Source organism: Streptomyces sp. NPDC088254, from assembly GCF_044740925.1.
In the GTDB taxonomy this organism is placed as follows: domain Bacteria; phylum Actinomycetota; class Actinomycetes; order Streptomycetales; family Streptomycetaceae; genus Streptomyces.
Genome location: NZ_JBIURQ010000005.1, coordinates 199,537 through 223,960, shown reverse-complemented (window position 1 = coordinate 223,960; position 24,424 = coordinate 199,537). Strand labels below are relative to the sequence as shown.

Annotated in this window: 27 protein-coding genes and 2 pseudogenes; 14 read left to right on the top strand and 15 right to left on the bottom strand. The window is 70.0% G+C overall.

Translation table 11 applies throughout. The features are described from left to right. Window positions 1–248: 248 nt before the first annotated feature. Together ACIOC0_RS16680 and ACIOC0_RS16675 are read right to left on the bottom strand one after the other, a co-directional pair. The gene (locus ACIOC0_RS16680; protein WP_402155723.1) at window positions 249–818 is read right to left on the bottom strand and encodes a TetR/AcrR family transcriptional regulator; all 570 of its coding nucleotides are present in this window, start codon (window positions 816–818) and stop codon (window positions 249–251) included. Next, complete coding sequence (locus tag ACIOC0_RS16675) at window positions 818–1,138, bottom strand: DMT family transporter (protein WP_402155722.1); 321 nt, start codon at window positions 1,136–1,138, stop codon at window positions 818–820. The genes ACIOC0_RS16680 and ACIOC0_RS16675 overlap by 1 nt, the downstream gene beginning before the upstream one ends. 219 nt (window positions 1,139–1,357) lie before the next feature. On the opposite strand from ACIOC0_RS16675, the gene ACIOC0_RS16670 reads away from it, so the two are divergent. Further along, window positions 1,358–2,665 (top strand): hypothetical protein, encoded by a 1,308-nt coding sequence (locus ACIOC0_RS16670; RefSeq protein ID WP_402155721.1) that lies wholly within the window; start codon window positions 1,358–1,360, stop codon window positions 2,663–2,665. Window positions 2,666–2,766: 101 nt separating this feature from the next. Here ACIOC0_RS16670 and ACIOC0_RS16665 read toward each other — a convergent pair whose 3' ends face one another. Both ACIOC0_RS16665 and ACIOC0_RS16660 read right to left on the bottom strand, forming a co-directional pair. Then, complete coding sequence (locus ACIOC0_RS16665; protein ID WP_402155720.1) at window positions 2,767–3,063, bottom strand: hypothetical protein; 297 nt, start codon at window positions 3,061–3,063, stop codon at window positions 2,767–2,769. A 63-nt stretch (window positions 3,064–3,126) separates the two neighbouring features. After that, window positions 3,127–3,321 carry a hypothetical protein gene (locus ACIOC0_RS16660; protein WP_402155719.1) on the bottom strand — a complete coding sequence of 65 codons (195 nt, stop codon included), beginning with the start codon at window positions 3,319–3,321 and terminating at the stop codon, window positions 3,127–3,129. 244 nt (window positions 3,322–3,565) lie between these two features. Between ACIOC0_RS16660 and ACIOC0_RS16655 the strand changes: the two genes are divergently transcribed. After that, entirely contained in the window at window positions 3,566–4,750 is a 1,185-nt protein-coding gene (locus tag ACIOC0_RS16655) for a serine hydrolase domain-containing protein (RefSeq protein WP_402155718.1), read from the top strand. A 34-nt stretch (window positions 4,751–4,784) separates the two neighbouring features. Here the strand turns inward: ACIOC0_RS16655 and ACIOC0_RS16650 are convergent, their stop codons facing one another. From ACIOC0_RS16650 to ACIOC0_RS16635, 4 genes are all read right to left on the bottom strand, one after another. Continuing rightward, window positions 4,785–6,509 carry an acyl-CoA dehydrogenase family protein gene (locus ACIOC0_RS16650; protein WP_402155717.1) on the bottom strand — a complete coding sequence of 575 codons (1,725 nt, stop codon included), beginning with the start codon at window positions 6,507–6,509 and terminating at the stop codon, window positions 4,785–4,787. Between the two features lie 115 nt (window positions 6,510–6,624). Beyond that, window positions 6,625–7,182, bottom strand: a complete 558-nt coding sequence (locus ACIOC0_RS16645) for a PadR family transcriptional regulator (protein WP_402155716.1) — start codon at window positions 7,180–7,182, stop codon at window positions 6,625–6,627. 101 nt (window positions 7,183–7,283) lie between these two features. Beyond that, window positions 7,284–8,705: a serine/threonine-protein kinase gene (locus ACIOC0_RS16640; protein ID WP_402155715.1), complete on the bottom strand. Its 1,422-nt coding sequence runs from the start codon at window positions 8,703–8,705 to the stop codon at window positions 7,284–7,286. Between the two features lie 149 nt (window positions 8,706–8,854). After that, window positions 8,855–9,484, bottom strand: coding sequence for a GNAT family N-acetyltransferase (locus ACIOC0_RS16635; RefSeq protein WP_402155714.1), 630 nt, complete (start codon window positions 9,482–9,484; stop codon window positions 8,855–8,857). Between the two features lie 270 nt (window positions 9,485–9,754). Between ACIOC0_RS16635 and ACIOC0_RS16630 the strand changes: the two genes are divergently transcribed. Beyond that, window positions 9,755–10,243 carry an Ig-like domain-containing protein gene (locus ACIOC0_RS16630; protein ID WP_402155713.1) on the top strand — a complete coding sequence of 163 codons (489 nt, stop codon included), beginning with the start codon at window positions 9,755–9,757 and terminating at the stop codon, window positions 10,241–10,243. A gap of 159 nt (window positions 10,244–10,402) precedes the next feature. Here the strand turns inward: ACIOC0_RS16630 and ACIOC0_RS16625 are convergent, their stop codons facing one another. Further along, window positions 10,403–10,804 (bottom strand): hypothetical protein, encoded by a 402-nt coding sequence (locus ACIOC0_RS16625; RefSeq protein ID WP_402155712.1) that lies wholly within the window; start codon window positions 10,802–10,804, stop codon window positions 10,403–10,405. Between the two features lie 281 nt (window positions 10,805–11,085). On the opposite strand from ACIOC0_RS16625, the gene ACIOC0_RS16620 reads away from it, so the two are divergent. The 7 genes from ACIOC0_RS16620 (at window position 11,086) to ACIOC0_RS16590 (ending at window position 15,149) form a co-directional block, all read left to right on the top strand. Beyond that, window positions 11,086–11,361: a hypothetical protein gene (locus ACIOC0_RS16620; protein ID WP_402155711.1), complete on the top strand. Its 276-nt coding sequence runs from the start codon at window positions 11,086–11,088 to the stop codon at window positions 11,359–11,361. A gap of 77 nt (window positions 11,362–11,438) precedes the next feature. Continuing rightward, entirely contained in the window at window positions 11,439–11,816 is a 378-nt protein-coding gene (locus ACIOC0_RS16615) for a PadR family transcriptional regulator (protein ID WP_402155710.1), read from the top strand. After that, window positions 11,813–12,076, top strand: coding sequence for a hypothetical protein (locus ACIOC0_RS16610; protein WP_402155709.1), 264 nt, complete (start codon window positions 11,813–11,815; stop codon window positions 12,074–12,076). The genes ACIOC0_RS16615 and ACIOC0_RS16610 overlap by 4 nt, the downstream gene beginning before the upstream one ends. After that, the gene (locus ACIOC0_RS16605; protein ID WP_402155708.1) at window positions 12,073–12,402 is read left to right on the top strand and encodes a hypothetical protein; all 330 of its coding nucleotides are present in this window, start codon (window positions 12,073–12,075) and stop codon (window positions 12,400–12,402) included. The genes ACIOC0_RS16610 and ACIOC0_RS16605 overlap by 4 nt, the downstream gene beginning before the upstream one ends. 564 nt (window positions 12,403–12,966) lie before the next feature. Then, window positions 12,967–13,494, top strand: coding sequence for a hypothetical protein (locus ACIOC0_RS16600; RefSeq protein WP_402155707.1), 528 nt, complete (start codon window positions 12,967–12,969; stop codon window positions 13,492–13,494). Between the two features lie 231 nt (window positions 13,495–13,725). After that, complete coding sequence (locus ACIOC0_RS16595; RefSeq protein ID WP_402155706.1) at window positions 13,726–14,448, top strand: dienelactone hydrolase family protein; 723 nt, start codon at window positions 13,726–13,728, stop codon at window positions 14,446–14,448. 209 nt (window positions 14,449–14,657) lie between these two features. Further along, window positions 14,658–15,149 (top strand): hemerythrin domain-containing protein, encoded by a 492-nt coding sequence (locus ACIOC0_RS16590; RefSeq protein WP_402155705.1) that lies wholly within the window; start codon window positions 14,658–14,660, stop codon window positions 15,147–15,149. 35 nt (window positions 15,150–15,184) lie between these two features. Here the strand turns inward: ACIOC0_RS16590 and ACIOC0_RS16585 are convergent, their stop codons facing one another. After that, window positions 15,185–15,751 (bottom strand): dihydrofolate reductase family protein, encoded by a 567-nt coding sequence (locus ACIOC0_RS16585; RefSeq protein WP_402155704.1) that lies wholly within the window; start codon window positions 15,749–15,751, stop codon window positions 15,185–15,187. A gap of 178 nt (window positions 15,752–15,929) precedes the next feature. Between ACIOC0_RS16585 and ACIOC0_RS16580 the strand changes: the two are divergent. Beyond that, a pseudogene (locus ACIOC0_RS16580) lies at window positions 15,930–16,577 on the top strand (hypothetical protein); the annotation flags it as partial. Between the two features lie 183 nt (window positions 16,578–16,760). On the opposite strand, the gene ACIOC0_RS16575 reads toward ACIOC0_RS16580, so the two are convergent. After that, entirely contained in the window at window positions 16,761–17,126 is a 366-nt protein-coding gene (locus ACIOC0_RS16575; protein ID WP_402155703.1) for a gas vesicle structural protein GvpA, read from the bottom strand. Window positions 17,127–17,253: 127 nt separating this feature from the next. After that, window positions 17,254–17,994: a VOC family protein gene (locus ACIOC0_RS16570; RefSeq protein WP_402155702.1), complete on the bottom strand. Its 741-nt coding sequence runs from the start codon at window positions 17,992–17,994 to the stop codon at window positions 17,254–17,256. 850 nt (window positions 17,995–18,844) lie between these two features. Here ACIOC0_RS16570 and ACIOC0_RS16565 point away from each other — a divergent pair. Continuing rightward, on the top strand, window positions 18,845–20,296 hold the full coding sequence (locus ACIOC0_RS16565; RefSeq protein ID WP_402155701.1) for a hypothetical protein: 1,452 nt from the start codon (window positions 18,845–18,847) through the stop codon (window positions 20,294–20,296). 221 nt (window positions 20,297–20,517) lie between these two features. Here the strand turns inward: ACIOC0_RS16565 and ACIOC0_RS16560 are convergent, their stop codons facing one another. Further along, a complete protein-coding gene (locus ACIOC0_RS16560; RefSeq protein ID WP_402155700.1) occupies window positions 20,518–20,688 on the bottom strand; it encodes a hydrophobic protein in 171 nt (56 codons plus the stop codon). Between the two features lie 128 nt (window positions 20,689–20,816). Next, on the bottom strand, window positions 20,817–21,977 hold the full coding sequence (locus tag ACIOC0_RS16555) for a nuclear transport factor 2 family protein (RefSeq protein WP_402155699.1): 1,161 nt from the start codon (window positions 21,975–21,977) through the stop codon (window positions 20,817–20,819). Between the two features lie 95 nt (window positions 21,978–22,072). Here ACIOC0_RS16555 and ACIOC0_RS16550 point away from each other — a divergent pair, with 95 nt between their 5' ends. Together ACIOC0_RS16550 and ACIOC0_RS16545 are read left to right on the top strand one after the other, a co-directional pair. Next, entirely contained in the window at window positions 22,073–23,002 is a 930-nt protein-coding gene (locus ACIOC0_RS16550; protein WP_402155698.1) for a LysR family transcriptional regulator, read from the top strand. Between the two features lie 207 nt (window positions 23,003–23,209). After that, window positions 23,210–23,737, top strand: coding sequence for a hypothetical protein (locus tag ACIOC0_RS16545; protein WP_402155697.1), 528 nt, complete (start codon window positions 23,210–23,212; stop codon window positions 23,735–23,737). 17 nt (window positions 23,738–23,754) lie between these two features. On the opposite strand, the pseudogene ACIOC0_RS16540 reads toward ACIOC0_RS16545, so the two are convergent. Next, window positions 23,755–24,334 (bottom strand): annotated as a pseudogene (locus ACIOC0_RS16540) (glycerophosphodiester phosphodiesterase). Between the last annotated feature and the right edge of the window lie 90 nt (window positions 24,335–24,424).

Below are 24,424 nucleotides of genomic sequence, written 5' to 3'. Positions count from 1 at the left end.
CTTGCCGTGGCGTGACGCACCGCCGCGAGCAGTGAACGGCGTTCGAACGCCGATCCGCTCCGGCCACCCAAGTGGCCCCGCACTCAGGACACTTGACATTGGTCCCGGTGCCACTGCCTGGAACGACATGATGGCGAGCAGTACACGGCATTGGGCGGAGCGTCCGGCCGCAGCACCCGCACACCCTTTTCCGCCCTGCCCAGCCAAGGCCCTGAAGCTACTCAGAATCTGGGACCGGAAACAGGCACTCAGGGATGCTGTGCCTGGCCGCTCCCCCCGATGACCCGCGCGAGTGCGTCTCTCGCGTACTCCTCGTCGTACTCCCCACCGGTCAGCAGCACTTGCAGACAGATGCCGTCGAGCAGAGCCACCAGGGCACGCCCGGTGCGTGGGTCGGTGCGGTGGGAGAGCAACTCGGCGACCTCCTCGCACCATTCGGCGGCGACGGCGCGCAGCGCGGGGCGGCGCAGCGCGGCGAGATAGAGCTCGTACTCCAGCTCCACGCCGGCACGGTCGCCGCCCAGCCACTGGCCGGTCAGCCGGGCCAGCTCGGCGGCGAGGTCGCTGTCGGGATCGGCCAGGGCACCGCCGTGTTCGCGCACCACCTTGGCGAAGCCCTCGCCGGCCTGGCGGAGGGCGGCCACGAGCAGGTCGTCCAGGCTCTTGAAGTGGTACGTGGTGGAGCCGAGCGGCACGTCGGCCTCGGCCGCGGCGGTGCGATGGCTGAGGCCGGAGATGCCGGAGCGCCCCACCACCCGGATCGCGGCGTCGACGATGCGCTGGCGCCGCTCGGGGTCGTACCTTCGCGGCCCGGCCATCAGTGCGCTCCTCCGAGATTGAGCAGCACGACGCCGAGGATCACGCAGAGGATCCCGGCGAGTTTGGCGGGCCCGGCCGTCTCGCCGAGGAAGAGGATCCCGATCGCGGCGACCGCCGCGGTGCCCGCCCCGGCCCAGATCGCGTATGCGGTTCCGACCTGCATCACCTTCAAGGTCTGCGCGAGCAGTGCGAAGGCGATCAGATATCCGACCACCGTGCCGAGCGACGGCCACAGCTTGCTGAACCCCTCGCTGAACTTCATGGCCGTCGTCCCGGCCACCTCCGCCGCGATGGCCGCGGCCAGCAGTCCGTATCCCATGTGCACGAGTGTACATATCGTTGTGTACGGGCGTACACAGTCTTGCTGCGACGGCCCGGGATCGCTTCTCCGCCGCAACTTGCCTCTAGGGAAAGCGGGTTGGAGCGGCAACGTCCGAAAAATAGATCATCATCTTCTTTGCCGGGACTATAAGATCAACGGGTTCTCGGCTCCCGTGTGTCGCCCGGTGACTGCCGCCCCGGTCGTGAAAGGACCCCTGTGAAGTTCTGCCGTCGCCTTGCCGTGGCCGCCACCGTCACCGTGGCCACCCACGTCGCGCTGATCACCGCCGCTCCGGCCTTCGCCGCCGGGTCGCCCGCGGGGCCGACGCAGAACCAGCCGACGTACGCGGAGTTGGCGCAGGCGGCCACCGACGCCCAGAAGGCCTACGCCGCGGCCGTCACGGCGGCCACGGAAGGGCGCAAGGAGCTCGACGCCACCCTCAAGGCCCTGGACTCCGACACGCACCCGCTCAAGGCGGCCGTCATCGCCGCGGCCAGGACGGCCAAGGAAGCGGCCGCTGCGAAGGACGCGGCCGAGAAGGCCGTCACGGACGCCGAGGCCAAGCTCGAAGCGGCACAGAGCGACACCGAGAAGGCCGAGGCACAGCAGGCCCTCGAGGCGGCGGAAGGAGACCTGGCGAAGGCGATCGCGGCCGAGCAGGTGGCCGATGCGGCGGCCGAGCAGGCCAGCACCGCACTCGGCGACGCCCGGGCGGCGGCCGTCCGCAAGTACCACCAGATCCAGCAGGCCTTGGAGAAGGCCCGGGCGGCCAAGGAGGCCGCCGACAAGGCGCTCGCCACCGCCAAGCAGTGCGTGCGGGAGGACGGGCTGACCTCGCTCGCGGTGGGGCTGCCGACCAAGGTCGCCGCCGGAAGCACCGTCGACTTCATCATGCGCGTGACCAACGGCACCCAGCGCACACTGGCCGTGGATCCTTTGGTCTTCTTCCACGAGGCCGGGAAGAGCCGCGGTGTGAAGGACCCTCTCGAGGTCGAATGGTCCAATGGCCCCATCTGGCAGACCCTGAACGGTGAGGGGCCGGAGCACCTCGCCCGCATCGAGGCCATGAAGCCGGGCGAGCACAGCGACGTGAAGCTGCGCATGACGGTCGATCCCGGCGTCAAGGACGCCGACGCCTTCGCCCTCCTCGCCGGCGACGCCTCCGATGCGTACAACCCGTGCGTGCTGGGCCCGATGAAGCGCTACGACTTCAAGCTCACGCCCGCGGGCGACAAGACCGACCCGGTCGACGACGCCAAGCCCGGCGATCCCGGCCAGAACGACGACGAGCGGCCCGGCGCGGCGAAGCCCGGCAAGGGTTCCGGCCTCTCGGCGCAGGGGGGCACGTCCCAGCAGGTGACCACGACGACGGCCACGGGGTCCGGCACCCACGGCAGCCTCGCCGCAACGGGTTCCTCCTCCGCGATGACGCCGATCGCCCTGACCAGCGCCGCCACCGTCGTACTCGGTGCCGGATCGGTCGTCGGCGCGCGCCGCCGTCGCAGGTCCACGGGCGAGGTCTGATCGCCGGCCGCGAGGCACAGGCTGTGCAGGTGGTCCAGCCTGCAGGGCCGACGATCAGGGCGTGGGGGCGTCGGTTGGCAGGACCGTGAACCCGCCGTGCTTCAGGCGTGCACGTGGCGGGGTGCGGTCGTCCTTCGTGCTGCGGCGTGGTGGACGGGGCGGTCGGCTGAGCCTGCGGCCCGGAGACGCTGCAGCCACAGGGACGCCGTGAGCAGGAGACCGGTGAAGATGGCCAGGAGGAGGGCGGACACCCACATCTGCCGGCTGCCGGGAGACTGCCAGCCCGTCCAAGCTGTCGATGCCGCCCACACAAGGACGCCCACCACATAGAAGACGCGAACCTGGCGCAGTTGTCGCACGGCCCGCAGGGACTTGACGCGATCAGTCTTGGATGCCATGTCGGCCCGTGTACCCCGGTGTGCGCGGTTAAGCGGATCGAGTTCATTTCGTTGCGCCGCCGATCACCCTTGCCGTCGCTGTCCGATGTCTCCCTCGAACTCACGTCGCACTGCCGCACCTTGGTCTTCGATCAGGCCGGCATCGTCGGGGAAGTCCAGAACCGTGCCGCAGTGGCTGCACAGCTTGCCGTCCTCGGCCGGCGTGCCGCACGCCTTGCAGAACCGGTTGGCCTGGTCGTTTCCGGTCTTGGGTGCCATGGCTCTCCTCAACGCGATGGATGGTGACGGCTGTGGAGTGCCCGTGATGTCGCGGTTGATTCCCCGCCGGGTCCCGGCTGTGCCTCCCGGTTCATGCCGTCGCCGGCCGTTGGGCCCTCACCGCCCGGATGACTTCACGCGGTCGACGCCGGACGGCCACGGCCCGCACGGGGGGGGTATCCCCCCTTCCGATCTTGGGGTGCGCCGGATCGCACCCGCCCGGCAGCGAAACTAGCGTCGAGCCATGACTTGGACTCTGCGGAAGCACCTGGCCATGGCGCTCGGTGTCGCCACGCTCCTCGCCGCCGAGGTGGCCCCCGCCGTCGCACAGCCCGCCGGCCGCTCCCTCGCGGAGCAGTTACGCCGGGACACCGAGGCGATCCACGCGCTCGGCGTCAGCGGTGTGCAGGCTCGCGCGGTCGCGGCCGACGGCGGGCAGGCGGTCGCGACCAGCGGTACCGCCGATCTGAACACCGGCCGCCCGGTCTCCCCCCGCGGCTGGTTCCGCATGGCCAGCACGTCGAAGACGCTGGTCGCCACCGTGGTCCTCCAACTGGAGGCCGAGGGCCGGCTGTCCCTGCACGACACGGTCGACCGCTGGCTGCCAGGAGTGGTGCAGGGCAACGGCAACGACGGCAGCCGGATCGCCGTCCGCGAACTGCTCCAGCACACCAGTGGAATCCGCGACGACCTGCCCGGATACACCACGCCTGATGAGTACTACGAGCAGCGCCACGACGTCCACGATTCCGAGGAGCTCGTCGCCCGGGCCATGGCGCACGCGCCGCACCCCTTCGAGCCCGGTGGGGGCTGGGCATACTCCAACACCGGCTACGTCCTGCTCGACATGATCATCAAGAAGGCCACCGGTCGACCCGCCCACCGGGAGATCGAAGACCGCATCCTGCGCCCGCTGGGCCTCGACCAGACCCGGTGGATGGGCGCCTCCCCCACCCTGCCCCGGCCCCACGCCCAGGCCTACGAGTTCTTCGGCCCCGGTTCCCGGGTGGACGTCACCGACCAGATACCGGTGGACCACGAGAACCTGTCGTGGGTCACCACAACCCGGGACGAGAACCGCTTCTTCCGCGCGCTGCTGGGCGGTCGCCTGCTACCCGCACGGCAGCTGGCCGAGATGAAGCGGACCGTCGCCGTGAGCGCCGAAGTCGAAAAGCTGTGGCCCGGCGGCCGATACGGGTTGGGCCTGGTCGAACGTCCCTTGGACTGCGGAGGGACGTACTGGAGCCACGAGGGCGGGGACGGCGGTTACATCACCCTCAACGGCGTCACCGACGACGGCAGGCGAAGCGCCGTGGTCTCGATGTCGGAGGCCCGCGGCGACACTCCGGGGCACATCATGGAGCAGGAGAACGCGGCCGGCGCCCTGATCGAGCACGCACTGTGTGCCGGGGGTCCCGGCACACAGTGAGCGGCCGGCCGTCTTTCGAGGGCGTGTGGAAACCTCAGGGCTTCAGCTCGTACGCCCCCGACAGAGCCTCGACGCGCTGCCAGACGCGCTCCGAGCGGGCGCCGTCGACGACCGGGCGCCGGACCGCGCCGAGCGCCCAGAGCTGCTGGGCCTCGGTCGCGGAGTCCTTGCCGTGCAGTTCGACGGCGTGCGCGGAGAAGTCCCGCACGAGGACAGCGAACAGTTCGTCGAGGACGTCCTCGTCGAGGCCCGCGAGGGCTGCCTGCTCCAGGACCAGCTGCCCGTGGACGACGAGCGCGAAGAGCTGCCCGACGGCGAGGAGCAGGTCGAGGTCCCGGCTCTGCTCCTCGTCGGGAGCGGCCGTACGGACGAACTCGCAGAGTGCGTCGGCCTGTTCGCGGAAACGCGCCACGTTGGACAGGTGGGCGTACGCGTCGAAGGCCGGCCGCCAGTCGTGGAAGCGTACCGAGCCGAGACCGCGGGCCGGTCCCTGCCGGAAGAGGAAGTCGTCGTCGGCCGCGTCGAGACGGGTGGGGACGGGCTCGTAGGCGACCGGGTCGAGGAGGTGGTTGCGCATGAACTTGAGGATCAGCGCCAGGTTGACGTGCACAGTGCCCTCGAGCTTCGGCAGGCCGCGGATCTCGACGGCGGCCTGGGCGAAGTAGTTGTCCTTCTCGAAGCCCTTGGCGGCGATGACGTCCCACATCAGGTCGATGACCTTCTCGCCCTCGGTGGTCACCTTCATCTTCGTCATCGGGTTGAAGAGGAGGTAGCGGCGGTCGTCGGGGCCCGCGGTGCGGAAGTAGTCGACGGCACGGTCGCTGAACAGCTTCATGCCGACGAGCCGGACGTACGCGTCGGTCAACTCCCGTCGCACGTGCGGGAAGGCGGTGACGGGACGGCCGTAGAGGATGCGGTTCTGCGCGTGGGTGACCGCCTCGTACATCGCGTGCTCGCAGATGCCGATGGAGGCGGTGCACAGGTTGAACTTGCCGACGTTGACGGTGTTGAGGGCGGCGTCGAAGGCGGCGCGGCCGGTGTGCAGGACGTCCTGGGGGGTGACGGGGTAGTCCTCGAGGCGGAACTCGCTGACGTACTTCGAGGAGTCGACGACGTTCTTGACAAGGTGGTACGCCGGGTGGCGGCTGTCGGCGGCGAAGAAGACGTAGCCGTCGGGGCCTTCGACGTCGGTGCGGCGGCCGAAGACGGAGACGAGCCCGGCGGCGTTGCCGTTGCCGATGTAGTACTTGGAGCCGGTGGCCCGGAAGCCGCCCGTGCCGTCGGGCTCCAGCAGCATGTCCGTGGAGTAGATGTCGGCTCCGTGGGCCTTCTCGGACAGGCCGAAGGCGAACACCTCGCCCTGGGTGAGGAGTTCCGCGGCGCGGGCTCGCGCGGCGGCGTTGTCGCTCTGCCAGACGGGGCCGAGGCCGAGGATGGTGACCTGCCAGGCGTACCAGTAGTCGAGGCCGTAGAAGCCGAGTATCTCGTTGAGGGCCGCGATGCGGGCGGTGTCCCAGCGCTTGTCGCCCTCGCCTTCCTGGGCGGCGGAGGCCGGGGTGAGGAAGGTCGCGAAGAGGCCCTCCTTCGCGGCGAAGGCGAGGAAGTCGCCGAGCCAGGCGCGGGTCCGGTAGTCCTCGATCAGCTGTCGCTTGCCGCGCTCCTCGAACCAGTCGACGGTGGCACGCAGCAGCCTGCGGGTCTCCGGGTCGAAGTGCGCGGGGTCGTACGTCCGCGGGTTGAAGAGCAGGGCGTCGGCCATGGGTGCCGCCTTTCGGCTGGGAGGGGTGCGGGTGGGTTCGTGTCCCCGGGGTCGGGTCCCGAGGGGCTGGTCAGGGTGTGCCGGGGGCGGGTGCCGCAGAGGTCTGCTCGGCCGGTCAGCAGCCGGTGGCCAGGCCGGTCAGTGTGGCGAGGACGTCGTCGAGCCAGGCGATCATCATCCGTTCGTAGGCGATGCCGCCCCGCAACACGACGTGCTGGAGCTCCCGTTCGGCGTCGGGCGGGCCGTGCACCGGGGACTCCCCGAAGTCGCGGGCCTCGCCCGTCAGGTAGTGGGCGAGGCGGTCCGTGTGCGCCTTCCGGTGCCGTTCGACTTCGTTGATCAGGGTGGCGGGATCGTCGAAGGCCGCGCCGCGGACCTTCACGGCCAGGTCGTGCCGGACGCTCTCGGGTTCGGTCGGTTCATGGAGCCACGCGGAGAGCGCGGCACGGCCGGGCTCGGCGACGGAGTACTCCTTCTTGTCCGGACGCCCGTACTGCGGGACCTCCCGGACGTCGACCCAGCCGTCGTTCTCCATGCGTTTGAGCACGCGGTAGATCTGCTGGTGCGTGGCGGTCCAGAAGTATCCGATGGACCGCTCGAACCGCCGGGCCAGCTCGTAGCCGGAGCCCGCCTTCTCCAGGAGGGAGACGAGGATCGCGTGCTCAAGTGCCATGCGCCCATCCTGCTATGCACCGAGTTGCATAGCAATGCTGTCACGGTGAGACACGACTCACCCGGCGCGCGTCGTGCGGGTCACTGCCGCCGGCGGCGTGTTCACTCAGCCGACTTGTTCCGCCTCCTGCCGCCTGACTTCAGTTCCGCCTTCTGAGCCTTTTCAGCCTTCTGTGACTTCCCGGAGCCTTTGCCGGGCGACGCGGGTTTCGTCTTGTTCTGGGCTCCGCCGTGGGATGCCGGGGTGCGGCCCGCGCCGTCGGACGTGGGACGGATGTCGCGTACGGGGGTGACCTCATGAAGGGGCTGGTCGGAGGCCTCTCGCAGCGGGGGCGAGACCGTCGGGGCCTGCGCTGCTGCGGCGTCGTCCTTTGTCGTCACGGCGCTGCCGTCGGGGGCGGCCTTCTCGGCGGGGCTGCTGACGGCCCGTGACGGGTGCTCGTCGCTTCGCTGGTTGGGGAAGACGTCGGTGACTGCGAGAGCGGCGGCCACGGCGGTGACGAGGGCGACGGTTCCACCGGCTGCGAGAACCCGGCTCCGTGCAGGAGCGGGTCGGGGGGCGGCACGTATGGGAGCGGGATGTGCGGACGGGTGGGTCGCGTCGTCGTTCTTCGTTTCTCGACCGCGTGCGGCGGCTGCGACATCGGCCGTGGGTGTGGGGCGCGTGGTGGACGCTGCGGGGGCGGAAGGAGCCGTCCTGTCCGCCACGGAGGCCAGTGTGCGAGCGCATTCGAGCGCCGAGGGACGGGTCCACTCTTCCTTGGCTGTCATGTCCCCCAGCAGCGCGGCGAGTTCGTTCGGCAGGGCGCCGGGCAGTACGGGTGGGCGGTGAAGCCGCGCGATGGCCGCTTCCAGAGGGCCGCCGTCGTACTCGAGCCTGCCCGTCAGACATTCGAGGAGCACGAGTCCGAGGGCGTAGATGTCGGCGGGCCGACCGACGGGCTCGCCGAGCACCTGTTCCGGAGAGAGGTAGGCGGCGGTGCCGACGATCGTGCCGGTGACCGTGCGGGTGGTCGCGTCGACCAGCCGGGAGATACCGAAGTCGGTCAAGTAGGGGCGGTTCGATGCGCCGAGAAGGATGTTGGACGGTTTGACGTCACGGTGGACCACCCCCTCCGCATGGGCGTGGGCCAGGGCCCGGGCCAGGCCGGCGCCGAGTTCCGCGGTTTCCCGAGGCGACAGAGCGCCTTCGGCGATACGGGCTTTCAGCGTGGAGCCTTCGACCAGTTGCATGACCAGGTAGGCGCGGTCGTCCTGCCGTCCGGCGTCGTAGGCGGTGACCAGGCCCGGGTGCTGCAACCGGGCGAGGATGACGGCCTCGCTCGAGAAGCCTTCCTCCGGTTCGACGCCGGTGCCGGGCCGGAAGACCTTCACCGCCACGGCACGCCTGAGGCGCAGGTCGAAGCCGCGGTACACATCCGCCGCGCCACCCGAACCGATGCGGGCGTCCAGCCGGTAGCGGCCGGCCAGTATGTCGGCCGAACACCGGGAGGCCAACGCCCTCGCGGACTCGCGGAGCCGCATTCCATCTCCTCATGCTTCGAAGCACCATCGTCGCGGGTGCCCGTTTGTCGCGGCACGCCGGACGCAAGTACCCGTGAAGTGCCGGACTACGCCACGCAACCGTCTCGGCGATCGTACGGCGGGCAGCACACCCGTTCCGCGCTCGTCCGTCACAGCCGGTCGAGTTCCCTCGTGGTGCGCCCGAGGTAGGTGACCGATCCGTCGTCGGGCACATCGAGCTCAAGGAAGCCCATGCGGTCGTAGAAGACCCTCGCGCCGGTGTTGGCGGTCGCCATGCAGAGATGAACGGCCGGCACCCCCCTGTCCTGGAGGGCCTGGAGGAACGACCTCATCAGTCGGCGTCCGTGTCCGAGGCCTTGCCATTCCGGCAACAGGTCGATGTGCAGATGCGCGGGGTGGCCGGCGGCCTCGGGGACAAGCATCCGTTCGGGGTTGTGCAGCAGGTGGGCGATCGCCTCGTCGGGGGTGCGGGTCGGTGTCGGCGGTGCCGGGTACCGGGCGGCTACCAGGGGCAGCCATGTGGTGCGGAAGGCTTCGGCGAAGCGCCGCGTGTCGGCGGTGCCGAGGATGTAGCCGACCGCCTGGCCGTGTCCGTCGTCCAGCACGAAGGCCGACTCCGGCTCCAGGTGGACGTAGGGAGCGGCGAACGTGGCCGGGAAGATGCCGGGGTCCGCGTAATGAGGGCGGCTGTCCTGGCCGCCGTGGGCCGTACGGATGCAGATGTCGTCGATGGCCGGCCGGTCCTCCGGGCGGTAGGAGCGAATTCCTGGCGTCGTCATGACGGCATCGTGCCCCAGGGCCCGCTCACCGCGGTATGCCTCAAGTGAGCCGCCCGCAAGCCGTGCGAAGCCGTCTGACGCTAGCGCCCGAGGGAGCGCCGTCGCCCCTCCCCCGTGATGCGCAGTCGCGTCCCCCGCCCTTCACACGATCGTTTCTTCCGGCTAGCCCGAGTGGCTCACCCGGCGAACGTCTTCACCGCGGATTCGTCGACCGTGATTAGCGTGGGCGGCATCGACACGGCACATCAACCGAACCCATAGGAGCACTTCGTGAGGCGTAGGCGTACTTCCGGCGGATGGGCCGTCACCTCGGCGGCGCTCGCGATCGTTCTGGCCACGGCGCCTTCGGCCGCCGCCGCCCCCTCCTCGACCGGCGTCATCGCCGCGCCGGCTGCCACCACCGTCGGCAGTCCGGTCCAACTGACCGCCACCGTGACCTGCGCATCCGACCCGAGTGGCGGTCTGGGCATGTCCTTCTTCGACGGCGGTGACCTGCTGGACACCGTCCCCGTGGGGGTTGACGGGCAAGCCACCTTCAGCGCGTCGTTCAGTTGGGCCGGCACGCACACCATCACCGCCGCGTACAACGGCAACGGGCCCTGCGACGCGTCGAGCAGCACGACCACCGTCCAGGTGTCGGCCTCCCCCACTCCTTCAACCCCTTCAACCCCCTGGTTCCCCGGTATCTGTCTGCTCACCTGCGGCGGTCTGTTCAATTTCACCACCGGGGCCATCACCAACAACGTGATCATCCACTGAGCCACGCCAGGGCCGTAACCGGCTGGGGCCTCCCGGCGAGCACACCGGACGGCACCGGCAACCGCCGCTGCGCAGGGCGGTTCCGTCCGTCTCGGCCGACGGCCCGAGACGGACGGAACCTCCCTGCGCGTAGGTGCGGCCGGTCTCCGCCGGCGGCGGTCAGGTCAGCAGGGTGACGGAATAGTCGAGCGTGGTGCCCGTGACGGTGTACGTGGCCGTCTGGCCGTTGTCGCAGTAGGACACATAGGACGTGCCGAACTCACTGACGCCGCCGACCGCCTCGACGTACGGACGGACATCGGTCCCCTGCGGTAACGATGTGGCGGACAGGTCGACGGTCCGCGTCTGGTTGATCGGGTAGTCGTCGGTCGGGGCCAGATGCTCGCCATCGCGGGTGGCGGGGGCCCAGGACAGGACGAAGCCCGCGTTGTTGACGACGGCCACCTTCTGCACGCAGGGCCGGGCCTGTGCGGGCGCTGCCGCGGCGCTGACCGCGGGCAGGACGGCCATCGCCGTCGCGCACGCCAGGACTGTGGCCGACCGGCGACGTGTCCGGTTCATGATCAGAACTCCTCTTCCCGGCCGGGACCGTCCCGGCCGACGCTCGGTCAAGTAGCCTGATGCAACGTCAGTAAACTTGCGGGTTGGGTGCATTGGCGTCACGCATGAGCTCACCGGTGGTCCGGACAGGGGCGGACGCCGGACGACGTGAGGGCAACCGCGCGGTCCCCGCGTCGGCGGGATCAGTCGAGGGCGGGGAGCTGCCGAGCGAAGTGGCGGACGGCGTCGGTGAGATCGGCAGCAGGTTGCGAGGGCTTCGGAGCTCAGGTGATCATGAACGTATGAGTTATGGCTTACGTCGTGTGCTCGGCTGGATCGCCCTGCCGGCCGACATCGGTTTCATGGTGTATCTGGTCTACGGCCCTCCCCACGACTGGGAGGACGGCAAGAAATGGCTCTACCGGGCCCTGATGGTGGCGTCCCTGGCAGGGGCCCATCTGATCGTCAAGCTGATCTTCCCCGGCACCGGGGACGAGGACACGCCGGACGGCGGCCGGCACGGGGATGACGCGGACGACCGCACCGATCTGGATCGGGCCACCCGGCGAGACGCGTGACCGGTTGATCCGGATCGTTCGCCCGTGGCTGACAATTACTTTGCCCCGCAAGGCAGTTGCCGATTACCTTGCACCGCATGACAAAGGGGCTGCCCCCCGCCGGTGACCAGCGTCGCAGTCAGCTGCTGCGCGGCGTGCTCGATCTGTGCCTGCTGTCGCTGATCGCCGAACGACCGCGATACGGCTTCGAGTTCGTGGCCGCACTCGCCGACAGCGGGCTGGATCTCGTGAGCGAAGGAAGTATCTATCCGTTGCTCGCGCGGCTGGAGCGTGAGGGGCTCGTCTCCTCGTACCGCGCCCCGTCAGCCAGCGGTGGCGCCCCGCGCAAGTACTACCGCCTGACGGACACGGGACGTGTCGAACTGGCGAGTGGCCGGGCCGTTTGGCATTCCTTCAGCCGGCATGTCGGGCGGATCCTGACCGCGACCGGGAACACGGGGGAAGGCACACCATGACCGACCAGCGCACCATGACGAACCAGCAGGTACTCGCCGTCTGCCGCAGCAACTGGGAGTACCGGGGCATCGACGACCCGTCTCTCCGGGAGATGCTCGATGAACTCTCCGCTCATCTGGAGGACGCGGTCGCCGCGGGCCGCACACCCCGAGACGTCGTGGGCAACGACGTCACCCGATTCGCCGCCTCCTGGGCGCGGGCCCGCGCCCCGTTCACACGTCGGCTGCTGCGTTCGGCGGCCCGATGCTCTGCTACATGATCGGCTGGCTGATACTGGCCACATGTCTGCTCCGGTGGACCACCCAACGGGCGGTGAGCGTCAACGACATCGCCTTTTGGACCGTCGTCGCAGCGGTCACGGTCGCCTGGGAACTGAGGCGCGGCAGCCTGGGGATCGGCCGCGGCCTCGCGGTCGCGCTCGTCGTCGGCTTGCCGGCGGTACTGCTTGCCCAATGGCTGGGCGGTGACCGCACGTTGTTCACCGTGCCGCTGTGGGCGGCCCCGGTGCTCCTCCTTCCCGGACTGCCCTACGCCGTCACCGACATGCGGGCCAGGAGGAACACCGCGCCGGTTGCCGATGAATGACGATCAGTAACCCGACACACCAGAGGCTCCGGCACCTCCCAGATCACCTCCTCTTCCCAGCCCACGGACGCGAGCGCCGCATCGACGGCTTCCGGACCTCCTTCTCCGAGTGCGCGGCGACCCGGCGCACGTAGGCATTCGGCTCCGGCAGTAACGTCGTAGAGGCGTAATCGGAGCCGAGTACCAGCGCAGCGGTCCACCGCCGGACTCGATCCACTCGACCGTCCCGGGAGCTGCGTAGCGCGCCACGCCGTGACGCTACAGGGTGCCACCGATGCCGTGACATCGCCTCCGCGTCCCCGCAACGTGTTCCAGGGCATCCCATGCTTCCCTGTTTCCGCAGGTCGAGTGGGGTGGGACGGTTCCAGCGTGGGATCTGTGACGGCGGGTGTTGTGCGGGGCCTCTGTCGTCCTTGAAGCTCTGGGTGTCGGACCGAACGAGGCGAGAACGACCGCCCCGGCAGCAGGCCGACGACACCCACTCTGTGCCTGTGCAGCGAAGCACCCCTGTGCCCGAGTGGGCCCAGAGCACACACAGCAGACGATCAGAGAAGGAAGACGCACATGAATCCCACGTCCCCCGTTCGCCGCCGTCCGGGTCGCCGCGCGGCCGTCGCCGCCGGGCTGGTCCTGGCCGTCGCGCTCGGTGTGTCGTCGACGCAGGTGTCGGCGCACGCGACCGCCCCTGCCGGCGTGAAGGCGTCCACCGCCGCGCCCCAGTCGGTCAGCGGCACCACCGGCCAGGCGGTGACCCGGGTCGCCGACTTCTACGGCGCGTACATCGACGCGAAGGGCGACTACACCGACCCCGACCCCACACTGGCCACGGCGCTCCGCAAGCACTACCTGACGCCCGACTTCGCCAAGCGGCTGGCCGCCTGGGAGGCGAAGAACGGGCTGGACGGCGTGCTGCGCGCCCAGAACGTCCCGGCCCGGTGGACGGTGACCGACAACGGCGCCGTGGGTCACGCCCACGAAGTCGTCGTCACCCTGACCTACGGCAGCGGGGCGACGACGCAGAAGACCAAGCTGTTCGTCCTGCTGGAGCGGTACGACCACATCGCCGACATCACCACCACGAGCAGCCACTGACACGCGTCGTTGCCGGGGTGCGAGATGCCGTGTTCGTCCGGTCGGGGACGGACGTGAAAAAGCTGTTGGCGGACCGCGGTGGCGGCTGCTAGCTTTCCGTAGGCCGTGCGAGAGAACGAGGAGGTGGTACCCGTGAACGCAGTATCGACATGGGTGCTTCCCTCCGGGGCCACGGTCGGGCGATAGGTCGTCCGGGAGCGCCGTTCAAGAGCACTCCCGAAAGGCACGACCATGCGATTCACTTCCGAGCAGCGTCTCGACGACGGCGTCCTCGAGCGCGAGTTCACCCTCGGCGCGATTCCCGGCACCCTGTGGACGCCCGGGCCCGTACCGGCCCCGTTGGTCCTGATGGCCCACAACAACGGTCTGCCGAAGGCGGATCCGCGGCTGGTGGCCCGGGCGCGGTACACCGCGGCGCGCGGCTACGCGGTGGCAAGCATCGACGCCGCCGGGTGCGGTGACCGTCCCCGTTCCGCCGCCGACGAGCGGGCCCGCGCCGACCTGCGGCGGGCCATGCGGGCCGGTGAGCCGGTCGACGAGATCTTCGAGTCCTTCATCGGCCCGCTCGTCGAGAACGCGGTCCCGGAGTGGCAGACCGCTCTGGACGCCCTTCTCGAACTGCCCGAGATCGGCGGCCCGGTGGGGTACTCCGGAGGGTGGGCCGCCCTCGGCATCCGGCTGGCGGTGGTCGAGCCGCGCATCGCTGCCGCGGGCTTCTTCGCCGGGGGGTACGTGCCACGTGCCCAGCGTGAGGAGGCCCGGCACGTCACCATTCCGCTGCTGTTCCTGCTGCAGTGGGACGACGAGGGCAACCCCCGGCAGCGGGCGCTGGAGCTGTTCGACTCCTTCGGCAGCAAGGAGAAGACGTTGCATGCCAATCCGGGCGGGCACACGGGCACCCCGTGGTTCGAGCTGGAGGACGGGTGCCGGTTCTTGGACCGGCACCTGAAGTGAGGTCGGGCTGACAGGCCGGCGGACACACATCCGCCCCGATCGCGGCGGCACCGGCCATCGGCGGCGCCGGCCGGTCGGGGCGGCGCTCGTGTGGAGGGTGCGGCGAGGCCGTAGGGACTTCTTGACCGGAGGTCCGGGAAGTCATCAAACCCGGAGGTCAGGGTATGCGGTAGTGACTTCTACCGTTCGTAAGAAAGTGGTGCTCTGCCATGGCCGAGACTCAGGACGTCATCGAACTCATCCTTCAGGACCACCGGCGCATGGAGGACCTGTTCCGCCTGATGCGCAGTGTCGAAGCCGACCGGGCCTCGGCCCTTCAGGAGTTCGCGGACCTGCTGGTCGCCCACGCGGTGGCGGAAGAGGCCGAGGTCTATCCGGCCCTCAAGCGGTACAAGAACATCGACGACGAAGAGGTCGAGCACGGCGAGCACGAACACGACGAGGGGAACAAGGCCCTCCTGGAGCTTTTGGAGGTGGAGGAGGTCGGCTCCGAGGAGTGGGACTCCAAGCTGGAGGAACTGGTGGAGGCCGTCACCCATCACGCCGACGAAGAAGAGCGCACCATCCTCAACGGCGCGCGGGAGAACGTGGCGATGGTACGGAGGGAGGAGTTGGGAGCGGCGTTCCTGGAGGAGCGCGAGCGTCAGCTGAAGTCCGGCTGCGGCTCGATCGACAACGTGCGTCGGATCGTCAACTCCTGACGGGGTGCGGCGAGAGGCGAGTCGCGTGCTGCCGCTCAGCGCCTCGCCTCGTATCTGGTCAGGACCACACCGCCGGGAAACGTCCGCGTCTCCACCAGGTTCACGTTCACCCAGCTGTCCAGCGCGGTGAAGAACGGCGTGCCGCCGCCCACCAGGACCGGATGGGCGGCGATCACGTACTCGTCGATCAGCCCGGCGCGCATGGCCGCACCGGCGAGCGTCGCGCCGCCGATGCTCATCGGGTCGCCGTCCTCGGCCTTGAGCCGGCTGATCTCGGCGATCGCGTCGCCGGTGACCAAGCGGGTGTTCCAGTCGACCCTGTCGATCGTCGAGGAGAACACCACCTTCGGCATGTCCCGCCAGTTCCGCGCGAACTCCATCTCCGCCGGGGTGGCGTCGGGCTGCTGGTCGCCGGTCGGCCAGTACGAGCTCATCGTCTCCCACAGCTTGCGCCCGTACAGCGACAGGCCGCTCGCCTTCTCGTGGTCGAGCCACCACTGGAACAGCTCGTCGCTCGGCGGTCCGCTCCACCCGATGTCGTCGCCGGCGGCGGCGATGTAGCCGTCCAGGGTCAGGTTCATACCGTAGATCAGTTTCCGCATGGCCCAGCCTTCCGTCCGTGGGTGTCCGGCATGTAGACCGGCGCGACGCGGAAAACTCATCGGTGGTCGATCGCGACTCGCCGGTGGTCCCAAGGATGCCCAAGATCGGCACGTCACGAGCGGCGCGACTCCCCCAGGTACAGAGGTCGAGGCAGCCCGCCCGCGATACGGTGCTGTCATGTCTCGATCAGCCGAAGCGGGATCATTCGTGTCTCCCGTCACCGCGGACGACGTCGCCCTTGCCGTGCGGCTCGCCGTCGGCATCGTTCGGGATGCACCCCCGCAGGGGTGGGGCGGAAAGGCCGGTTCGCTGGAGTGGGACTGCTGGGAGACCGTCGAGCACCTCGCCAACGATCTGTTGTACTACGCCGTGCAACTGGGGCCGCAAAGCCCGCCGCTGGACACCCATGTGCCTTTCGCGCTGCGCCGCAAGAGGGCGAGCGGACCCGCGTACTTCGTCTTCGCGGAGCCCGATGCGGGTTCGGCCGGCCTGGTGCAGGTGTTGGAGGCTTGCGGCGCGCTGCTGGTCGCCATGGTGCGTACCACGCCACCCGGGGTCCGCGCCCACCACGCCGCCGGGGTCTCGGATCCTGAAGGCTTCGCGGCGATGGGGGTGGTGGAAACGCTGGTGCACACGCACGACGTGGCGGAAGGCTTCGGGCTCGCGTGGACCCCGCCCTCCGCTCTCTGCTCACGGGTGCTCGCCCGACTGTTTCCGGACGCTCCGGGCGGCGCGGATCCCTGGCTCACTCTGTTGTGGGCCACCGGCCGCGCCGAACTGCCGGAGCATCCTCGTCTCACCGCGTGGCAGTGGGTCAGCGCACCGCCGTCCTGGGGCCGGTCTGACAAATCCCCGCCGTCCACCCGAAGGGCGGGCTCTGCGGCGTCCGGTGCGTGCGATCGCAAGGCGCCGGAGCGCCCGCGTGGCGGAGTCACGTGGGCGGTTCGGCAACGCGGCGAGCGTGTGTGCCAGGCGTCGCAGAGCAGGCGGGGGTTTGTCAGACAGGCCCTAGCGGTTCCGGCTCTCGTCGCGGGCTTGGTGGAAGGCGTCGGAGATGGCCTCTGCGGCGCCGGACAGCACTCCCTTGGCCTTGCCGTGGGCGCCGGACTCGGTGAGCCGGCCAGTGAGGTCCGTGAGCCCGGCGGGCTTGCGCGGTCCTGCCTCCAGGTCGAGGCGGTTGCACGCTTCGGCGAAGCGGAGGTAGGTGTCGACGCTGGCGACCACGACCCGTACATCGATCTTGAGTATCTCGATGCCGATGAGGGAGACCCGCACGTACGCGTCGATCACCAGCCCACGGTCGAGTATGAGTTCCAGTACGTCGTAGAGGCCACTGGAACCGCCCCCGCCGCCCTGCTGTCCCGCCATGGTCATCGCCCGCCCCCTTGTCATCCCGTCCGCTCGCCCGCTCGGGCGCAGTTCCTCGCTGCGACGCGGGCTTGCAGGTGCTAGTTACCCCGGCACCTGCGGTCAAACGGATGCGCGAATCTGACGGGGGCCGCTATCGGGGGACGCGTACGGAGAACTCGTTGCCGTCCGGGTCCAGGAGCCGCAGGCGGCCGTCGCCGGCCTCGCCGGTGCCGACGGTGCCGGCGGTGTCGGCGCGCTTCGCTCCGAGCGAGATCAGGCGGTCGATCTCAGCCTCCCAGTCGGCGTCGGTGGGGAGCGCCAGCTCCAAGTACAGCCTGTTCGGGCCCCACTTGGGCGCTACGGGGGGACCACCCCAGGTGATCTTCGTGCCGCCGTTCGGCGACTGGATCGCCGTCTCCTGGTCCTGGTCCCACACCAGCGGCCACCGCAGCGTCTCGCTCCAGAAGTATCCGACCTCCTGCGTACCGTCACAGGCCAGCGCTCCGATGGTGCCGGTGTCGGCGAGGAAGTTGTTGCCCGCCTCGATGACGCAGAACTCGTTGCCGTCCGGGTCGGCGAGCACCACGTGCCCCTCTTCCGGGAGTTGGCCCACGTCGATGTGCTTCCCGCCCAGTTCCAGGGCCCTGGCCACCGTCCGCCGCTGATCCTCCGGGGAGGTGCTGGTGAGGTCGAAGTGCGCCCGGTTCGGGCCGGTCTTCGGTTCCTGGCTCGGCAGGAAGAGGACACGGAATCCGGCGGGGTCAGGGGGCAGGATCGCGATGTCGTCGTCCGGTCCGTCGGCCGACTCCCAACCCAGGACTCCGGACCAGAACCGCGCCAGGGCCGAGGGCCGGGTGGCGTTGAAGCAGATCGCGAACAGCTGACTGGTCATACTCCGTGCATCTCCGATTCGCTGACGGGTCGTATGGCGTCTCACCCTTGTCGTGGGCGCAGCCTATGGGCGGGTGTGCGGGCGCGGCATCCGAGTTTCGGGCGGGCATGACCGTGCGGGCCGTGACTTCTTGCTCTTGTACGGCTGCGGGGGCGGAGGCTCGTGTCGCGTGGTCCCGGCTCGGTCATGTCCGTCGGTGGCTCCGTCCTTGCATCTTGCGGATACGGCGGCGATCACGATGCGGCATGGTTCGGAGAATTCGGAAATAAATCGCACTACCTGTCAGCCGGTGAGCGTGAGGCGGAATCCTGATTCGGTTGAGCCTTCCCTTCCGATTCGTCCTTCGGACGGCGACCGCCCATGAGGCTCTCGTGCGGTCTTTTCAGCGCCGCGCCCAGAAAGACAGGAATTCGTTCATGCTGAACCTGTACAGCGCTCGTGTCAGGCGAGGGCTGCCGGAGTCTCCGGCACAGTCCCTGTACGCCACGGGAGGTGTGTGATGGCGGACGATCAGACGCCCGACGGGCTGCGGAAGAGCCGGCGGGAACCCGTCGTGGCGGCCCCGGGTCCCGGCGGCAGTGATACGGCTCCCCCGGTCGAGGCTCCCGGCCGGCCTCCGTCGCCTCCTGTCGTGGGCACTCCGTCGGCAGCTCACCTCGCCGCCGCCGACACCGTGCCGGCACAGGCACGGACCAGCCCTGACGCGTCGGCGGCGCACTCGCCCACCGTTCCGGACGCCCCGCCGGCACCCGCGCCTGCGCCTGCATCTGCCCCGGCGAAGGACGACGGCGGGTGGTGGAAAGCGCGCCGGGCCGGGCCGGCGCGGCATCGGGGCGCCGTGGCGGTCTGCGTGGCTCTCGCGCTCGCGGCGGGCGCCGGCGGGGGCGTCTGGTACTGGCTGCACCAGCGCGGCGTGCCGCAGGGGGAAGGAGAGGAGTTCCGGGCGGCGCACTGCGGGACGACGAACCGGGCGCTGGTGACGGGGACTGGCGGGGAGTGCACGGGGGTGACCGACGGCGGCGACGGCCCCGGCGTGTTCGGCTCCGCTCTGCAGCCGGTGCTGACGGCCATCGCAGCGGAGAACGCCGAGGCGACGCGCGGCGGCCGATACGTCACCCTCGCCTTCCTGGCGCCGCTGACCTCCACGGGCAAGGCCAAGGACCTCACGCTCGACCAGTTCGTCGGCGAGGTCGAGGGAGCGTACACGGCCGTCGAACAGGCCAACGCGGGCGACAGCCCGTTGAAGATCCGCCTGGTCCTGGCCAACATGGGCAGTGGCGAGCTGCGCTGGAAGAGCACCGTCGACGCGCTGAGCGGGGTGAAGAACCTGGTCGGCGTCGCCGGCATGGGCTTGAGCCAGCAGGAGTCCGTCGACGCCGCCCGCGCGCTGAGCGCGAAGGACATCCCCATGGTCGCCGACCTGATCACCGCCGACGGGTTCGACACCACCGGCGCCATCGACGCCGGCACGGCCGCGCCGAAGCCGATCAACGGGCTGGTCCGCGTCACCCTGACCAATGCGGCCCAGCTCAAGACGCTCGGCAAGGAACTGGACGGCGACACCCGCACCGCGGCACTGGTGCGCACCAACGTCACCCCGAACGGCACCACCGACTTCTACACGGAATCCCTCTACCGGGACTTCCGGACCGTCAGCGGGCTGAAGAAGCACCTCGACCCCGCCGCGGACTTCTTCTTCGACCCCCGTGGCGGAGCCGATTCGATCCTGGACGCCATCGGCCAGAACATCTGCAACACCCAACGTCCCGTCGACACCGTCTACTTCGCGGCCCGCGAGAAGTACCTGCCCGACTTCCTGAAGGCCCTCAGCCGGCGCAGCTGCCACCGCCTGCCGATCACCGTCGTGGCGGGGTCCGACACCGCCGCCCTGGACCCCAGGACCCTCACCAGCATGAACCAGCAGGGCGAATCGCCGATCACCGTCCTGTACGCCTCACTGCCCTCCACCGCGGCGCTGCGCGGCTCCGGCAACAGCGACCACGACCTGTACGACAAGTTCCTCCAGGCTTTCGCCGGCGACCACCACGGGCAGCGGTTCCCCGCCGATCACGCCACTCGCGGCTACTGGCCCGTCCTCGCCCACGACGCCGTCCTCACCGCCGTCACGGCGGTCCGCAACGCCACCGACGCCACCACTCCCCACCCCAACCGCTACGACGTCCGCAACCACCTCTACGCCCTCACCGGCGGCGCCGTCCCCGCAGCCACCGGGCGCTTCGGCATCGACGCCACCGGGAACCGCACCTCGGTCCCCACCACCGTGCACCGCCTCACGTCGTGACCCCGCTCCCCCGGGTCCGTGAGACCTCGGCTCCGGCGGGTGGGCTGGGGTCCGGTGGTTGGAGGCGCAGGTTCCGCTGCTGCACCGGGCCCCAGCTACATGGTCTGGTGCCCGGGAGGGTGGTGATTACACCGTTTGTCCGGTGGCTTGTCCCGATGCGGGACAGGCCTGTGGGCCCCGGGTGTTCTCCGGGGCCCACAGGCCTGTTGTCGTTCGGTGGGTCACCAGCGGTACCAGCGGCCCCGGCGGCCACCGGAGTCCGCGCTGCGCATGACGAAGCCGAGCAGCCAGACAGCGAGCACGATGACGGCGACCCACCACAGTGCCTTCAGCGCGAATCCCGCGCCGAAGAGGACCAGGGCCAGCAGAAGAACGAGAAGCAGGGGAACCATAGTTATCAACCTCCGTTGCTCCGGATGCCCGGCGAATGCAGGAACACACAGAGCAATTCGCGGGTTTCTTCACCGCTGTTCCGGGAAGCGGTTTCCGTTTCTCCACCCAATGCTCATCTGAGGCGATATCAAGAGTGTCGGTGGTAGGCCTTGTTGGCGATGCGCCAGCCGTCGTCAGCGCGGGTCAGCAGGAACACATCGGTGAACGTGTCCGGTCCGTGCGTGAGCGTCATGGTGGCGGTCGCGACGGTGCCGTGGACGTCGACGGCGTCGATACGGCGCCGGCGAGCCGGTTCGTCCGGGGCGGGCCGCCCCTCGAAGAGGGCGCAGTAGTCGTCCAGACGCCATGAGACGAAGGCGCCGTTCCGGATTCCCTCGATGTGGGCGGTGGGCAGGAAGGCGTCTCGGAAGTGGACGGGGTCGCCGGTGGCGTGTCCGCGGATGTAGGCGCGCAGGGGTTTCAGCACGGCGTCTTCGACGGCGGGGACCGTGGCGGCGACGGCGATGTCGGCTTCGGGGTCGGCATGCGAGTCGGCCAGGCCGGCCGCGCTGCGCAGAGGGGTGTGGGATGCGGCGGCCAGCAGCGCCATGTCCTTGGTCAGCGCTCCGACGGTGAAGTCGGCCGTTCCGGGGGCCACTTGACCGGTGAGGAAGGGGCGTTTCCGTGCGACGAGCCCGCCGAGCTGACCGAGTTCGAGGACGTCCAGTACCTCGGCGCGGGGCAGGCCGAGGGCGTCGGCCTGCCGCAGTGAGTCCCGCAGGGCGAGGACGGCGCCGGCGAGGCTGTTGTTGGCGATCAGCTTGAGCGCGGCGGCCGTGAAGGCGTCGTCGACCCGCCGCACCGTGCCCAGCATTTCCAGCACCGGCCGGGCGCGGTCGAACGCCTCTCGGTCCGCGGCGGCGAGTATCCGCAGGGTTCCGGCGGCGGCAGCGGGCACCGATCCGAGCACGGGCGCGTGGACGTAGGAGGCGCCGACCGTTCGCGCGAGCTCCGCCGCCTCGGCGGGGGCGACGGTGCCGGTGTTCAGCACGACGGTGTCGGCGCGCAGCGAGGCACGGACGTCGTCGAGGACCTGTCGGCAGGCCGGGCCGTCGAACAGTGCCAGGATGACGAGATCGGCCTTCGCCACGGCCTCGTCGGGAGCGTCGGCCGTCCTGACGTCGCCGGGCGTGCGCCCTGAGCGCGTCCAGCCGACTACGTCCCGGTCCTGGGCCATGAGCCGTCCGGCGATCGCGGCGCCCATGCGCCCCAAGCCGAGGACGGCGACGGTGTGCGGTGGTGTGGTCATGCGCCTCACGGTGGTGCACGGCGGCGGTTGCGACAAGCGCAAGCTTCGCAGGGCAGCCCTGCGGTGCTCGCATACCGGCAGGACATAATGGGCCGGTGGAACTGACCGTGTGGCGCACGTTCGTGACGGTGTGTCGGCTGGGGTCGTTGTCCGCGGCCGCCGCCGAGCTCCATCACACGCAGTCGGCGGTCTCCCGGCAGATCGCGGGGCTGGAGCGGCAGCTCGGGGTGCCTTTGATGGAGCGTCATGCGCGCGGTGTCCGTCCGACGCCGGCCGGTGAGGTGTTCCGGCGCCACGCCGTGGCCACGCTGAACGAGGCAGATCGCGCCGTTCGCGCCGCGCGGGACGCCCGTGACGGGGCGTTCGACCTGCCGCTGGCGGTCGGGGCGACACCTTCCCTGGCCGCGGGCATCGTCCCCGAAGCCATCCGGGGCCTTCTGGAGGGTGCGGGTTCGATGCGGTGGACCCTGCTGCCCGGCCTGAGCGGGGAGCTGCACCATCGCGTGGTCGCCGGCGATCTCGACATCGCCGTCGTCACCGACGCACCGCCGGGCATGCCTGACGACCCGCGCGTCGATCGACGCCACCTCGGGCTGGACGAGATGGTCGTCGTACTGCCGGTCGGCCATCCGCAGGCCGGGCGAGGCCCGGTGCACATGCGGACGCTGGCCGACCAGACCTGGGCCGAGGACAACGACGGCTCGGCAGCGCTGCTGCGCCAGCACGCGGCCCGCGCGGGGGTCAGTGCCCGCATCGACCTCACCGCGGCCGATCTGCTCGGCAAACTGGCGCTGGTCGCGACGGGGCACGCCATCGCACTGATCCCCGGGGTGCTGACGCCCGCGCTGCGCCCGGACGTCACCACTGCGGCCCTGGTCGATCCCCCGACCCGGGGCATCTACACGATCACACCACGCCGCGACCCGCACCCCTCTGCGGCGACTCTGATCGACCGGCTCGCCGCGGCCTTCGCGCCGGCCCGTCCGGTTCCGGCTGCTCACCGGCCGGACGAGCAAGGCGTCTGAGCCGTCCTCCGCTGCCGGAACTCGGCCGGTGAATGGTGCAACAAGGAGAACGCGCTTGTTGCGTTACATCTACGTCCATTGCAACGATTTGATCGTCTCTAGCTGCGGAAACTTCGAACCATCGCAATAATCGCGTTGCCACTTCGATGAACGCAACGTAGCGTTTCCATCGACGGAAAGCGTGATGGGTCGAGGGGGTCGGGGAACATGGGGACAGCGTCAAACCGGCGGCGGGCGCAACCCACGGCGTCCGGCGCCTTCGTCCGGTTCGTGCTGTGCGGGGGCGGCGTGGGGCTCGCTTCCAGCTTCGCCGTGGCGGCCCTCTCCGCGCGGCTCTCCTGGATTTTGGCCAACGCACTGGTGACCGTGGCCTCCACGCTCCTGGCGACCGAGTTGCACGCCCGCTTCACCTTCGGCGGGGGCGGGCGCGCGACCTTGCGACAGCACGCGCAGTCGGCCGGGTCCGCTGTGGCCGCGTACGCGGTGACCTGCCTGGCGATGCTGGTCGTGCGGCAGGTGGTCGAGACGCCCGATGCGGTGCTGGATCAGGTCGTCTACCTCTCCGCCTCCGCGCTCGCCGGCGGCGCTCGGTTCGTCGTTCTGCGCCTCGTCGTCTTCGCGCGCCGTCGGCCACAGTCGGCAGCAGCGCCCTCCCGTGTCTTCCCCGCCGTCCACACGGTGGCGGTCCGGGACGCGGCGCCGACGGGCCCGGCGGTGCTCTGCCGCACCGCCTGACCCCACGGGCCGCGGGCTCAGTACCAGTAGAGCGCCCGTCGCACCACCTCGGGCTGATTGGTGATGATGCCGTTGACCCCGTACGCGCGCATCGTCCGCGCGACGGCCGCGTCGTCGACGGTCCAGACGTAGACCTCCATCGGCCTGCCGTGCGGTAAGGAGCAGCTTCTGGTGGTTGTGCTCGACACGGTCGAGGTACTGCTTCAGCGTCGGCACGCGTGCGCCCGTGTAGGCGCGGCCGAACCAACTGCCCGCGTCGAGGCGGGCGATCTCCGCGGCGGTGAAGTCCTTCACGTTCCACGGGGCCCGCTTGGGGAAGACCTGCTCGACGTCGGTCGTACGGCTCAGGGTGCCGTCGTGGATCACCACGAGGGCGCCGTCCTTCGTGCGCTGGACGTCGTTCTCCACCCACTTGACGCCCGGTGAGGCCGCCTTGTCGATGGCGGCGAGGGTGTTCTCCGGGGCCTGGGTGGAGGCGCCTCGGTGGGCGGTGATCGCGGGCAGGGTGCGTGCGGGTGTGGGCACGCCCCGGGTGGCCGCCTGGGCGTCGAAGGCGGGAAAGGACAGCGTGAGGGCGGCGCCATCGCCAACACCCATGTGAAGGTGACCCAGTCCAACTGCGGTTCGCTGAAGGAGCACCGGACCACCTCCGTCCGCTGACCCGCCCCGCCGCCCTTCCACCGCGCG